The organism is Leptospira yasudae (genome assembly GCF_003545925.1).
GTDB classification, from domain to species: Bacteria; Spirochaetota; Leptospiria; order Leptospirales; family Leptospiraceae; genus Leptospira; species Leptospira yasudae.
Genome location: NZ_QHCU01000003.1, coordinates 472,776 through 484,822, shown reverse-complemented (window position 1 = coordinate 484,822; position 12,047 = coordinate 472,776). Strand labels below are relative to the sequence as shown.

17 protein-coding genes are annotated in these 12,047 nt (G+C 46.9%); 2 read left to right on the top strand and 15 right to left on the bottom strand.

Going from position 1 to position 12,047, the window contains the following annotated elements; translation table 11 throughout:
• Positions 1 to 5: 5 nt before the first annotated feature.
• The 14 genes from DLM76_RS11095 to dapA are packed head-to-tail and all read right to left on the bottom strand — an operon-like array spanning position 6 to position 9,294.
• The gene (locus DLM76_RS11095) at positions 6 to 920 is read right to left on the bottom strand and encodes a phosphatidate cytidylyltransferase (protein ID WP_118955291.1); all 915 of its coding nucleotides are present in this window, start codon (positions 918 to 920) and stop codon (positions 6 to 8) included.
• Positions 913 to 1,593, bottom strand: coding sequence for an isoprenyl transferase (locus DLM76_RS11090; protein WP_241548230.1), 681 nt, complete (start codon positions 1,591 to 1,593; stop codon positions 913 to 915). The genes DLM76_RS11095 and DLM76_RS11090 overlap by 8 nt, the downstream gene beginning before the upstream one ends.
• Before the next feature lie 46 nt (positions 1,594 to 1,639).
• Positions 1,640 to 2,194 (bottom strand): ribosome recycling factor, encoded by a 555-nt coding sequence (gene frr / locus DLM76_RS11085; RefSeq protein ID WP_118955293.1) that lies wholly within the window; start codon positions 2,192 to 2,194, stop codon positions 1,640 to 1,642.
• Entirely contained in the window at positions 2,184 to 2,930 is a 747-nt protein-coding gene (gene pyrH / locus DLM76_RS11080; protein ID WP_118955294.1) for a UMP kinase, read from the bottom strand. The genes frr and pyrH overlap by 11 nt, the downstream gene beginning before the upstream one ends.
• Positions 2,931 to 2,933: 3 nt before the next feature.
• Positions 2,934 to 3,530, bottom strand: coding sequence for a translation elongation factor Ts (gene tsf, locus DLM76_RS11075; protein WP_118955295.1), 597 nt, complete (start codon positions 3,528 to 3,530; stop codon positions 2,934 to 2,936).
• A gap of 13 nt (positions 3,531 to 3,543) precedes the next feature.
• Positions 3,544 to 4,413, bottom strand: a complete 870-nt coding sequence (gene rpsB / locus DLM76_RS11070) for a 30S ribosomal protein S2 (RefSeq protein WP_118955296.1) — start codon at positions 4,411 to 4,413, stop codon at positions 3,544 to 3,546.
• 3 nt (positions 4,414 to 4,416) lie between these two features.
• The gene (locus DLM76_RS11065; protein ID WP_118955297.1) at positions 4,417 to 4,677 is read right to left on the bottom strand and encodes a hypothetical protein; all 261 of its coding nucleotides are present in this window, start codon (positions 4,675 to 4,677) and stop codon (positions 4,417 to 4,419) included.
• A gap of 22 nt (positions 4,678 to 4,699) precedes the next feature.
• Positions 4,700 to 5,077 carry a bactofilin family protein gene (locus tag DLM76_RS11060; RefSeq protein ID WP_118955298.1) on the bottom strand — a complete coding sequence of 126 codons (378 nt, stop codon included), beginning with the start codon at positions 5,075 to 5,077 and terminating at the stop codon, positions 4,700 to 4,702.
• 8 nt (positions 5,078 to 5,085) lie between these two features.
• Positions 5,086 to 5,307 carry a tetratricopeptide repeat protein gene (locus DLM76_RS11055; protein WP_118955299.1) on the bottom strand — a complete coding sequence of 74 codons (222 nt, stop codon included), beginning with the start codon at positions 5,305 to 5,307 and terminating at the stop codon, positions 5,086 to 5,088.
• A 3-nt stretch (positions 5,308 to 5,310) separates the two neighbouring features.
• Positions 5,311 to 5,691, bottom strand: a complete 381-nt coding sequence (gene acpS / locus DLM76_RS11050) for a holo-ACP synthase (RefSeq protein WP_100736512.1) — start codon at positions 5,689 to 5,691, stop codon at positions 5,311 to 5,313.
• Complete coding sequence (locus DLM76_RS11045; protein ID WP_118955635.1) at positions 5,688 to 6,740, bottom strand: CdaR family protein; 1,053 nt, start codon at positions 6,738 to 6,740, stop codon at positions 5,688 to 5,690. Before DLM76_RS11045 ends, acpS begins: the two co-directional genes overlap by 4 nt.
• Before the next feature lie 2 nt (positions 6,741 to 6,742).
• Entirely contained in the window at positions 6,743 to 7,579 is an 837-nt protein-coding gene (gene cdaA / locus DLM76_RS11040) for a diadenylate cyclase CdaA (RefSeq protein ID WP_118955634.1), read from the bottom strand.
• 17 nt (positions 7,580 to 7,596) lie between these two features.
• Entirely contained in the window at positions 7,597 to 8,406 is an 810-nt protein-coding gene (dapB, locus tag DLM76_RS11035; protein WP_118965206.1) for a 4-hydroxy-tetrahydrodipicolinate reductase, read from the bottom strand.
• Between the two features lie 3 nt (positions 8,407 to 8,409).
• Complete coding sequence (dapA, locus tag DLM76_RS11030; RefSeq protein ID WP_118955301.1) at positions 8,410 to 9,294, bottom strand: 4-hydroxy-tetrahydrodipicolinate synthase; 885 nt, start codon at positions 9,292 to 9,294, stop codon at positions 8,410 to 8,412.
• Positions 9,295 to 9,389: 95 nt separating this feature from the next.
• Between dapA and DLM76_RS11025 the strand changes: the two genes are divergently transcribed.
• Positions 9,390 to 10,415, top strand: a complete 1,026-nt coding sequence (locus DLM76_RS11025; protein ID WP_118965205.1) for an MraY family glycosyltransferase — start codon at positions 9,390 to 9,392, stop codon at positions 10,413 to 10,415.
• A gap of 350 nt (positions 10,416 to 10,765) precedes the next feature.
• Positions 10,766 to 11,062 (top strand): helix-turn-helix transcriptional regulator, encoded by a 297-nt coding sequence (locus DLM76_RS11020; RefSeq protein WP_118955303.1) that lies wholly within the window; start codon positions 10,766 to 10,768, stop codon positions 11,060 to 11,062.
• Positions 11,063 to 11,501: 439 nt separating this feature from the next.
• Here the strand turns inward: DLM76_RS11020 and DLM76_RS11015 are convergent, their stop codons facing one another.
• Positions 11,502 to 12,008, bottom strand: coding sequence for a 2Fe-2S iron-sulfur cluster-binding family protein (locus tag DLM76_RS11015; RefSeq protein WP_118965204.1), 507 nt, complete (start codon positions 12,006 to 12,008; stop codon positions 11,502 to 11,504).
• Between the last annotated feature and the right edge of the window lie 39 nt (positions 12,009 to 12,047).

Sequence of the window (12,047 nt, the reverse complement as noted above, 5' to 3'; positions counted from 1 at the left end):
TGCAATTAGACTTGGAATCCAAGATTCCCCTTGATCTGAAGATAATAATAAAGCACTGGAATCGTAATTAAAAGCGCGTCCGCGAGATCGAGCATTCCTCCGTGACCCGGAATCAAAGAACCGGAATCCTTGATCTTTGCGTCGCGTTTCATCGCGGATTCCAATAAGTCGCCGATCACACTCACGAGAGAAATGATAACCGAAATCAAAAATACTTCCACTCCGGAAATCGCGGATGCGGTCCCGGTGGAATTTTCCCAGATCGCGTTGAAGATAAAAACAGAAACGATCGCCGTGATGATTCCCGTCGCATATCCTTCCCAGGTTTTTTTAGGAGAAATCGCGAGTCCCGCGGGATGTCTTCCGAACCATCTTCCGCCGAAGTAGGCTCCCGCGTCCGTGAGAAAGGTAATCACGGATACTAGGATGATGTAATAGATTCCCTGCCCCATCCCGAGCAAAAGAAGAAGATGTCCGAGAGGAACCGCGGTATAAAACACTCCTAAGAACGTGGAAGAAACCGAAAAGATCGCTCCGTCTAACGGGCGTCTGGTGATCTGCAGCGTGAACGTTACGATAAAGAGAAGCAGAAACGCGACCGGAACGGGATCGAACGGAGGAATAAAATATTTGATGTATTGCAGAAAGAAGATCGGAGCTTCGAACTTATTCTGAGCGCCGATAAAACGGAAATAATAAAACGAAAGAATGAGAAGCATAAAGAAGGTTCCCGTTCCGCGAAACGGCCTTCCGTCGTCTCCCCGATCGGAAAGGTTATAGAATTCCTTGATTCCTATATAACCGCCCACGAGAAGAATCAAATACGTCTGCAGGTAGTAAAAACCCGCATAGAATATCATAAAAAGATAAAGTACTACGAGTACAGCCGCCGAAGCGAGTCTTTTGGACGTTTCACCCATTCTCCAATCCTCCGAATTTTCGGGTTCTGGTTTCGTACCACTTGAGGGAATCCACCAGAGATTTTTTGTCGAAGTCGGGCCAGAGAGTATCGGTAAAATAGAGTTCCGCGTATGCGGACTGCCATAATAAAAAGTTCGAGAGTCTTTGTTCTCCGGCCGTTCTGATCAGTAAATCTACGGGAGGAAGGGTGGACGTATATAAAAATTTTTCGAGTTCTTTTTCTTTCAGAGGCTTTTCAAACGAAACTTTGGCCCGCTTTCTCTCTAAAAAAAGCTCCTGTGCCGCCCGCAAAAGTTCGTCCCTTGAACCGTAGTTCAAACAAAAATTGACGGTGAGTTTTTTGTTCTTTTTGGTTTTATCGACGGCAAAGTCGATCTTGTCCAAAACGCCCCGGCTCAATCTTTTTCTGCTTCCGGAATGATGAATTCGAATTCCTCTCGCGTGGATCGTGTCCAAACGGGTTTCGATAAACTCGATCAATAACCCGAAGATCGAACGGATTTCTGTGATCGGACGTTTCCAATTCTCCGTCGAGAATGCGTAGAGGGAAATATTCTGAAGACCGAGTTCCAGACTTGCGTCCATCAATCGGTCGATGGCCCCCGCGCCTTCCCGATGTCCTTCCGATCTGGATTTTCCTCGGGATGTCGCCCAACGGCCGTTGCCGTCCATGATGACGGCGATATGTTTGGGGAGATTGGACTCGAACAAGCCCACGTTAGATCGTAGTGATTTCCTTTTCCTTCTCTGCGGTTAGAGCGGAAATTTTATCGATGTAGGAATCGGTTATCTTTTGGATCTGATCTTGAACGGTTTGGATCTCGTCTTTAGACATACCCTCGGTATGTTTTTTGAGATCTTCCATCGCGTCTCTGCGGATGTTACGGATCGCAACCTTCTTTTCTTCGGACTTGGACTTTACGACTTTTGCAAGTTCCTTGCGTCGTTCGCCCGTAAGTTCGGGAATGACGATTCGGATCACAACACCGTCGTTCGACGGTTGAAGTCCTAAACCGGAAGCTTGGATCGCCTTTTCGATGTCCTTCATGATTCCCTTATCATACGGAGAAATCACGAGCATCCTCGGTTCGGGAACGGAAATGTTTCCGAGCTGATTGATCGGAGTCAACGTTCCATAATAATCGACACGGATGTCTTCCACCAGAGAAGGATTCGCTCTTCCCGTACGAATGGTTCCGAAATCCTTTTTTACCAAGTCGATGGTTTTATCCATCTTGGTCTTCATTCCTGAGATGATTTCTTCACTTGCCATCGATTTGAATGTCCTCCGAGTTAGAGATCAGGGTTCCGATGTTTTGTCCGGTGATAAGGTCTTTGAGGTTGCCTCGTTTGAAAATATCGAAAACGATAATCGACATGTTGTTTTCCATACACAAACTGAGCGCGGTGGAATCCATCACCTTGAGTCTTCGGTTGATCGATTCCATAAAGGAAATTTGAGAATAACGTTTTGCCGTGTTGTCTTTTTTCGGATCGGCCGTATAAACTCCGTCCACTTTCGTCGCCTTGAGAATCACGTCGCATCCTACTTCCACGGCGCGAAGACTTGCGGTCGTATCGGTAGTGAAGTACGGATTTCCGGTTCCTCCGGCAAAGATCACGATTCTTCTTTTTTCAAGATGTCGAACGGCGCGTCTGCGGATATAACTTTCCGCGATGGAGTTGATTTCGATCGCCGATTGAACTCTTGTATAGAGTCCTTTTTTTTCGCAGGCGTCTTGAAGCGCGAGAGCGTTCTGGATCGTGGCGAGCATTCCCATGTAGTCCGCGGTCGCACGGTCGATTCCGGCTTTTGCGAGGTTGGTTCCGCGGATGATGTTTCCGCCTCCGACCACGAGAGCGATTTCCACTCCGAGGTCGTGGACTTCTTTGATTTCTTCCGCGAGAGAATGGGCCTTGTTGGTATCGATCCCGAATTCTCCCTCTCCGGCGAGAGCCTCTCCGGAGAGTTTAATTAGAATTCTCTTATACTTCGCTTCCGTTCCCAAAACTTAGAGTCCGCCTACCTGAAAGCGAACAAAACGAGCGATAAGAATATTCTCGCCGAATTTCGAGATCGCTTCCTTTACTAAGTCGTCGATAGTTTTGGAATCGTCTTTGAAGAACGCCTGGTTTACGAGACAAGCTTCTGAAACGTATTTCTTGATCTTTCCGGGAAGAATCTTTTCGATTTGCTCCGGCTTTTTGCCTTCGGCTTCGAGCTGAGCTTTCATAATTCCCTTTTCTCTTTCGAGGTCTTCCGCAGGAATCGATTCTTCGTTGAGATACAAAGGATTCATCGCCGCGATCTGCATGCAGATTTCTTTTCCAAGAGCTTCGAAGTCCTCGTTTTTAGAAACGAAGTCGGTTTCGGAGTTCAGTTCGACGAGAACTCCGATCTTTCCGTTTCCGTGGATGTAGGAAACGACTCTACCTTCTTTGGTTTCTCTTCCCGCTTTTTTAGCGGCCTTTGCGATCCCTTTTTCACGGAGCCAAGTGATCGCTTTTTCGATATCTGCGTTGTTTTCTTCGAGAGCCTTTTTGCAGTCCATCATCCCTGCGCTGGTTCTCTCTCTGAGTTCTCTGATTAAGTCTGTAGTTACTGCCATTGCTAAGAATCCCTTACTCGTTTTTATCCACTTCGATCGTAGTGGATGGTGCAGCCGCTTCTTCAGCCGCTTTGGCTTTTTTAGCGTCCGCGTCTTCGTCCATAATGAACTTTCCACTTTCATCATATTCACCTTGGTATTCCAGAGCCAGAGCTTCGGAATCCAGGTCTTCGCTGAATCTTGGTTGTTCCACGACTCCGCCGGTTCCTTCGATCACGGCGTTGGACATGGTTTCGAGGAAAAGGGAGATCGCACGGATCGCGTCGTCGTTACCCGGAATCGGATAGTCGATCAGTTCAGGATCACAGTTGGTATCGACCACTGCGAAGATGGTAAGACCGAGTTTTCTCGCTTCTTTTACCGCGATCTCCTCTTTCTTAGGATCGATCACGAACATGATTTCAGGAATGGTAGCCATATCCTTGATTCCACCGAGAGTCTTGCGGAGTTTTTCCAACTCTCTTCTCAGCGTAAGGACTTCTTTTTTTGTTTTAACTTCTTTCTCGAAGCTGTTGTCCGCTTCCATTCCTTCGAGTTTTTTCAGACGCGCGATACTTCTTTTTACCGTGTTCCAGTTCGTAAGAAGTCCGCCCGGCCAGCGGTTATTGATAAAGAACATATTGGAGCGGATGGCTTCTCTTTCGATCGCGCCTCTCGCTTGCTTCTTTGTTCCGACAAAGAGAACTTTCTTCCCGTCGGCGGTTAGCTTCTTCAGAGCGTCGTAAGCTTCTTTCGCTTTTTGAACGGTCTTTTGAAGATCGATGATGTGAATCCCGTTTCTTGCCGTAAAAACGTACGGCGCCATCTTCGGGTTCCATTTGCGGGTCTGGTGTCCGAAGTGTACTCCGGTTTCCAGAAGGTTTTTCATTGAAATCACTGACATGTTTTACCCCTTTTTTAGTACGAAATACAACGTCGCTACGAGTCCCATAAGACTAGCAGGGGTAAATTGTATCTCGACCTTGATTACGTAGAGTTCAAATTTGATTGCTTCTCGGAGCAGGTAGGAAGAGAAAAAAGAAACGCCAGTTAGGCGATCGAGAATGACTCCCGTCACGGCTCCTGCGAAAAATCCAAGGAGCAGAATGAGGGCGATTTTGCCTATCTCAGCCCTGTCCGTAGGCTTTTTCGGGTTAGCAGATACCACTTTTTACTGGTTTAAGCGTGGGTCAATCTTTATTGGGCTGGATCATTTCACAGTTCCCGTCAAAGATCACTCCGTCTGCAATTTGTAATTTGGAAGTTTTGATGTTTCCGTTCACCTTTCCGGTGGATAACATTTCCAGCTTTTGAGTCGCGACTACGTTTCCGGTAATCTCCCCTCCCACGATCACAGTCCCCGCTTTGATGTTCGCGCGGACCTTTGCGCCTTCGCTTACGAGAAGAAATCCTTCGGATTCGATCTCACCTTGAAATTCTCCCGAAATTTCGAGAGGTTTTTGGAAGTTGAGAATTCCGGAAAAGGAAGTTTCCTTTCCGAGGACTGTGGAAATCGCTCCGTATTCGGTGATTGGACGAGCGGTTCTAGTTGCTGGTTTTTTGGACATGGACTCTCTTATTTCGTTTTCATTTCAAAAACCCCGTCCCAGTCTTCGGGAGGAGGAGTCGCAATGAAAGCCTGGCATCGGCCGATGTATTTTTTGGAAGGACCGTCGTCCGGAGTCAACTCGGTCGCCTTTTTGAATTTCTCTAAGGCTTCCGCAAACTTTCTGGTTTTGTACAAACTCAAACCCTCGTTGTAAAACTGAATGGTCTGTTTCATCGTTTCCGAGATCATCGTTCACTCCTTATAAAGCACCACGACAGCGGTCGAATAGTTCTCAGCGTGACTGATCGAAACCGAACAACCGCTGTAACCTTTGGTAAGAAACAATTCTTTGGATTTTCCATGGAGTACCAATTCTTTTTTTCCGAATTCCTTTCCGAAAAGTTCGATTTCCCGCATATCGAGAATCACCTTGTCTCCGGGTTCGATCGCTTTGATGAAGGCTTCCTTGACGCAGAACCTTCCGCTGAGATGAGGAATCGGATCTTTTCGATTGGAACAATATTCCCGTTCGGATTCGGAAAATACCCGTTTTAAAAAACGGTCCCCGTGTTTTTCCAAAAGATCCCGGATGCGGGAATTTTCCACGATATCGTTGCCTACGGAGATTTTCATTCTTCCTCGATCAATTCCGGATTGGAATCCGGTTCGATCGTATTCTCCTCTTCGGTGCCGTCCGGATCTTCTCCGCCCGTTTTGCTTTGATCCGGTTTGACCTTATACAAAATCGAAATTCGATCCGGGAAAACTCCCAGAATGTCCACGGCTTTCAAAGAAGGAGCCTTGTTGAGACGGATCTTTGCGAATACGGGTTTATTGTCCGGAAGAATCTTCTTCGTCTTTGGATCGTATTTATGAGAACAGACCACGCTCGCCGAAAGTCCTTTGATGACTTGGATACTTTTGAGAGGCGTTTTGGATTGCAGTTTCACCGAAACTTCGGGCTCGGAGAATTCCGCTTCGAGATTCTTATCCAAGCTCTGGCACTTGATCGGAATTCCGAGAAGAAGAGTTTCTCCCGCGTTAGACGCGCTTGCAAAGATATTCACGCGGACCGTGACTTCCTTTACGTTGTCCCGCACTTTCACAGCCGCCGGAAAATCGGGAAGCCTGTGTTTGATCGTAAAGGATTCTGTTTTGTCCTTGAGGGAGATCGGAGGAATGTTGATTTTTCCGAGATCTTCCAAAACTCCGGGCGGACCGCTGACATGAACCACGGAAGGGGAAACGAAATGACTCGTCTTCACGTAGTTCGGCGGAAGATCTCCGGTAAACTTCACTTCGATCGGAAGAGTTCTCCCGGAAGTAGATTCTACGATGACCTTGACCTTGTCCTTGAGTCTTGTGATTCGAAGTCCCGCAGGCGCGCCGGAAATCCGAAAAACGGAAACGAGATTCTCCCCCGCCTTGAGTTCGCTCGCGTTGATATGCGCCTTCATAAACTGAGAATAATAATTCACGTATTCGCGCACGCCTTCCACTTTTACGGGGACGGTTTTGTCGGAAAGACGGGAGACGCTCAAAGAACCGCTTAACTTGGGATATTCGATCGGAATATGGATTTCTTTTACGAGTATTTTAGAATTTTGTAAATTCACGTAAAACACGATCGCAAGAAGAAGCGATCCGAGTTTGGCCTGCCAGTTGTTGAAGATCCGTTTCAACATCAGCGGTGTTCCCCCGTTTTTTCTTCGGAAGAAGAAGCGGTTGCGTTGTGTTTTTCCGAACCGGTTTCCCGCTTTTGCAGAATCGTGTTCACGAAATTTTTCAGCTCGATCGGTTTGACCGGGTGCGTCATTTCTCCGTCGTAACAAACGGAAATTTCTCCGGTTTCTTCGGAAGTGACGATGACGATGGAATCCGATTCTTCCGAAATCCCGATGGCCGCTCTGTGTCTCGCGCCCATTCTCGCGTCGTCGAGATTTTGCGTCATCGGTAAGAATGCGCCCGCGCATGCGATCCGGTTTTGTTCGATGATCACCGCTCCGTCGTGAAGCGCGGAATTCTTTTTAAAGATCGTGATGAGCAGACTCGTGGAGATGATCGCGTCGAGCTGCACCGATTGATCGATGATGTCTTTCAAACTGTTTTCACGGACGATGGCGATGAGAGATCCGGTTTTATTCTTCGCCATAATCTTTACGGCTTCGGAGATCGCTTCCAAGTCCGTCGTCTGTTTGAGAAGAAAGGGCTGAAAGATTTTCATCCGGGAAAGATCGGCGGTGATCTTTCTGAGTTCGGGTTGAAGTAATACGATGATCGCGAACACGAGTGCCGGACGGATATTCTCGATGATCCAATCGAGCAACTCGAGTTCGAAGTAACTCGCAAAAATTCCCAAGAGCCAGATCAGCGCCACTCCGAGAAGAAGCTGAATCCCTCTGGTTCTTCGAATCGTGGTATAAAACTGATAGATGAGAACGCTTACGATGAGAACGTCGATGACGATGACGAGAGGATTTTTACCGAGAGGAAAAAGAGATATGTTCTTAAAGAAAAACAAATCCATTCTCCCCTTGGTTAGAGTCCTAAAACGGAAAACATATCATACAAACCGGGTTTGCGTCCGACTAAAAATTCCGCCGCATGAACGCTTCCCACCGCAAAGGTTTTGCGATCCTGCGCCTTGTGCGTGATCTCGATTCTTTCTTCAGGAGTGAAAAAATAAACGGTGTGATCTCCGATCACTTCTCCCGCGCGCAACGTATGAATTCCGATTTCCTTGGGATCTCTTTCCTTTAAGATTCCGTGTCTTCCGTGGACCACGTTCTTTTCCGTTCTTCCCAAGGTCTCGAGAAGAATGTTCTTTAATTTTTCGGCGGTTCCGGACGGTGCGTCCTTTTTATGACGATGATGAATGTCCTGGATTTCGATATCGGAGATTTCTCCCATCACCTTCGCCGCAATTTCGGTTAACTTAAAAAGCAGATTCACGCCGATCGACATGTTCGGCGAATATACGATCGCGATTTCCTTGGACGCAACTTGGACGGAATCTTTTTGCAGCTCCGTAAGTCCTGTCGTTCCGATGACTACCGGTTTTTTGTGCGTTAGACACGCTTTAAGAGTCAAATCCAAATTCTGATGCGTGCTGAAATCGATCACGCAGTCCGCGCTTTTCACGGCCGCGTCGATATCCGAAGTGAAATTGACTCCGTTTTGTTTGATCCCGGAATGCAGACCGGAATCCATTCCGTGAAATACGGAACCGCCGCTGACAACGGCGGAAGAAAGGGAAGACTTGGAAGAAGCGGAAAGCACCGTGATGATGGCGCGCCCCATTCTTCCCGATCCTCCGATCAGAGCGATCTGAAATTTTTGTTCCGACATTTCTTACTCGTATCCTTTTTCTTTCAGACCTTCGAGGGCCTTTTTAAATTTCGCGCTCGTTTCGTTTTGAGAAAGAGGAGTCATCGGTAGACGGATTTCGGGAGAACAATGTCCGAACCAGCTCATAGCTGCCTTAATCGGAATCGGATTGGTTTCCATAAATGCGAGAGAGAATACGTCCAGAAAATCGTAGTGAATCTTTCTCGCTTCCGCGATATTTCCCTCGTGAAACGCGTTGACGAGCTGCACGAGAGCCCTTGGAAATAAATTCGAAACCACGGAAACGACCCCCACTCCGCCGATGGACAAAAGAGGAAGAGTAAGATTGTCGTCTCCCGAAAGAACGGTCATCTTATGACCTACGAGTGAAATCAACTTGGACATCTGCCCCAGATCTCCCGTTGCTTCTTTCATGGAACGAATCTGTTTTACTTCTGTTAAACGAAGTACCGTTTCGGGAAGAAGATTCACTCCGGTTCTACCGGGAATATTATAGAGCATCACCGGCACGGAAGAATGTTCGGCGATTTCTTTGAAGTGCTGAAACAATCCTTCCTGAGTCGGCTTGTTGTAATACGGATTTACGGAAAGAATTCCGTCGACTCCGTCCTTGCACGCCGCCTCCGTGAGCTCGATCGCCTCTCGGGTGGAATTGGAACCCGTTCCCGCGACGACTTGAATACGATTTTTGACGACCTTGACGGTTTCGCGGATCAACTCCGCGTGTTCGGAATGAGAAAGAGTCGGAGATTCTCCCGTTGTCCCACAAGGAACAACCCCGCTGACTTCGGCTTTGATTTGTTTTTCCAGAAGCTTGAAATAGCTGTCGTAGTCGATTTTTCCGTTTTTAAATGGTGTGATGATTGCTGTGTAAACGCCCTGGAACATAAGGTTAGGTTCCCCAGTTTGGCCGGATTTGGCAATCAAAATCGTTTTCGATTTCTGATTGCAGGGAGATTCCTTCCGTCTAGCCTGGAATGCCAGTGGAACCGATCTCACATTTCTGGAATCCGGGAATTCTTTCCGTACTTTTATTCTTTATCACGGCGATTCTTTCCTGGATGTATTTGCGCTCCGATACGTTCGGAATTTCGGACGTCTCCAACGAAAGAAGCATGCACGTCGGAACGACCAAAAAGTCCGGAGGAATCTGGATTTTTCTGAGCGTCTTTTCGATCGCTCTTGTTTGGTTTGGAGGATTCGAGAATGCGGAAGACAGGATTCTCTTTTTCTTTGCGGGACTTTTGTTCTTTTTCGTCATCGGACTCGCGGACGATCTTTTATCTCTCGGTGCGGGAATCCGATTGGTTTTGGAGATCGCGTTCTTGATTTTCTTTTTCGGATTCGTTCCGGTTCGTTTCGTATTCTTAGGAATCGATTTGAGCGGAATCCCGGGCGCGTCGACGGCGGTCTTGATCGTCTACGTGTTGTTCGTCGTAAACGTTTGCAACTTTATGGACGGACTCGACACGTATCTCGTATCTCACTTTCTACTCGCGGTCTTATCGTTTTCATTTTTGTTTCAATCGTTTCTACCCACGTTTTATCTTTGGATCTGCGCGGGATTGTTCGGATTTTTGATCTTCAATCTTCCCAAAGCGCATCTGTTTATGGGGGACGCGGGTTCGTTGCCTCTCGGTTATGCGATCGCCGTTTTGCCGTTGCTTTTTATCAATGAGAAGAATTGGGTTCAGTTCGAATTAACGTCGACCTTCTTTTTATTGCCCGTGTTCTTTGTGGACGGAATCCTAACGATTCTTTTGCGGTTGAAGGATGGGGAGAATATTCTCAAAGCGCACAGAAGACATCTCTATCAGCTCGTAGCCGTGAGAACGGAACACAAAGGACTTGTGTCGATCGCGTTTACCTTGGCGAATCTTCCCGCGATGATCTTGTTCGGGATTCATAGAGAAATCGGGATTCCGGGAAGCGTCGTGTTCTGGATGAGTCTCGGTGTTTACGTTGTTGCGTATTTCGTCATTTGGAAACGGGTTAAAACTCATCCGTAAGAACGCTCGTCGGTCGATTAGAATCAATTCGTATGACCTCATTCGAATGCAAAGAATGGATTCTTCTATTTACGGTGCATCGATACGATCCTTGAATTTACGCTGAATTTCCAAAGTCCCTTCAAAATCAGATACGTTAGTCGCCACCTTGTCCACAATTACAATTCGCCTCTCGTTTTATGAACTTGCCATTCATCGTATAACATTTCAAGTCATCGCGATCATCCAAAATATAAGTTTCAAAGTTTTTAAAGTGATTCTTGTCTCGAAATTCTCCCCGAACCGAAAGTTGGAAGTCAAAAATATCCCATTTTGGTATATTCCATTTCGGAATGTAAAATGAGTTCGTTTTGTTTAAGTCCCTTCATTCACCTGAGGCGAAAATCTTTTGTAAGAATTTAATCGCCGCCCGAAAAGAAGCCGATCTCACGCAACTCGAGATCGCGAAACTTTTGGGAGAACCGCAATCGTATATTTCCAAAATTGAATCCGGCGAGCGCAGACTCGATGTGATTGAGTTCTGGAGAATTTTTAAAATCCTCAAAAAACCCTACGACTATTACTTTCAGTTCGAGGAAAAACAGGATCTTTCCGAGAAAAAATCCAAAACCTTAAAGGCCGCGAGCAGCAAACGCAAGAAGAAGTGAGGGAATGTGGGAGATCCTACATTCTCGTGGGTCGTGAAAGCTGTGGGAACTCTTACATGGTTCTGTGGTAAACGACTTTGTATGAGTTCCCACAATCGTTTGCAGGTTCAACCGTTTCGACGACCTGTCAAATTGTGTGAGTTCCTACATTGGTTAGAAAGGCAAACTACTTCGATGACCTGTCAATTGGTGTGAGTTCCCACATTTTCGCGAAACGTTTCCTGAAATCATCGTGGAAGAGTGAGAGGTCCTACTTTGATTCACAAAACAAACCGCAAGATTCAATTTCGAAATCGGTATGAGTTCCTACAATCGTTCGCAGGTTCAACCGTTTCGACGGGCCGCAAATTGTATGAGTTCCCACACATTGTTAGAAAACGTTGTTATAAAAGTAAAGTTCAAGAGCCCGGGTAACGTGTTTACGCTTTTCTCGGTGAGATCATTGCGGTTCCGTTTTTTCAGATCGGGCTCCGAATAACGCGAGCAACACGCCTACCCCCGCAAACAGAAGGAGCAGAAACCACCCGATCCAAAACAAAGGCTCCGGATCGACTGCGGCATGAAATTCCGTGGAACCCGATCGGAGAGCACCCTTCAGCTCGATTGCAATCCGATCGATGTCCGATTTCCCGATTGGGGCCCGCAACACTTCGCGTTCGCCGTCGGGCGTAACAAGAACCAATTGATAGGTGACGCTCTTGCCGCGACGGACTTGTAAAACCGTTTTCGAAGAACGTACATCCATCGTTGGATACGATGTGCTCCGAGACGAAAATGCGAATTGCTCGGAAATTTTGCATTCCATCGGAACGACAAAATTCGATGCATTCGATCGGCTTCGGAAACAATCGACATAAATCCATCCTTCCAATGTGGATAAGAACCAAGCGGGCAAAGCCGCAAAGAAGAGAGTGGTGAATAAAATGGCTGTCAATCGTTGAAACATAGGAATCATTCGCCAAAGAAGCGGGAAAATACTTTCTCG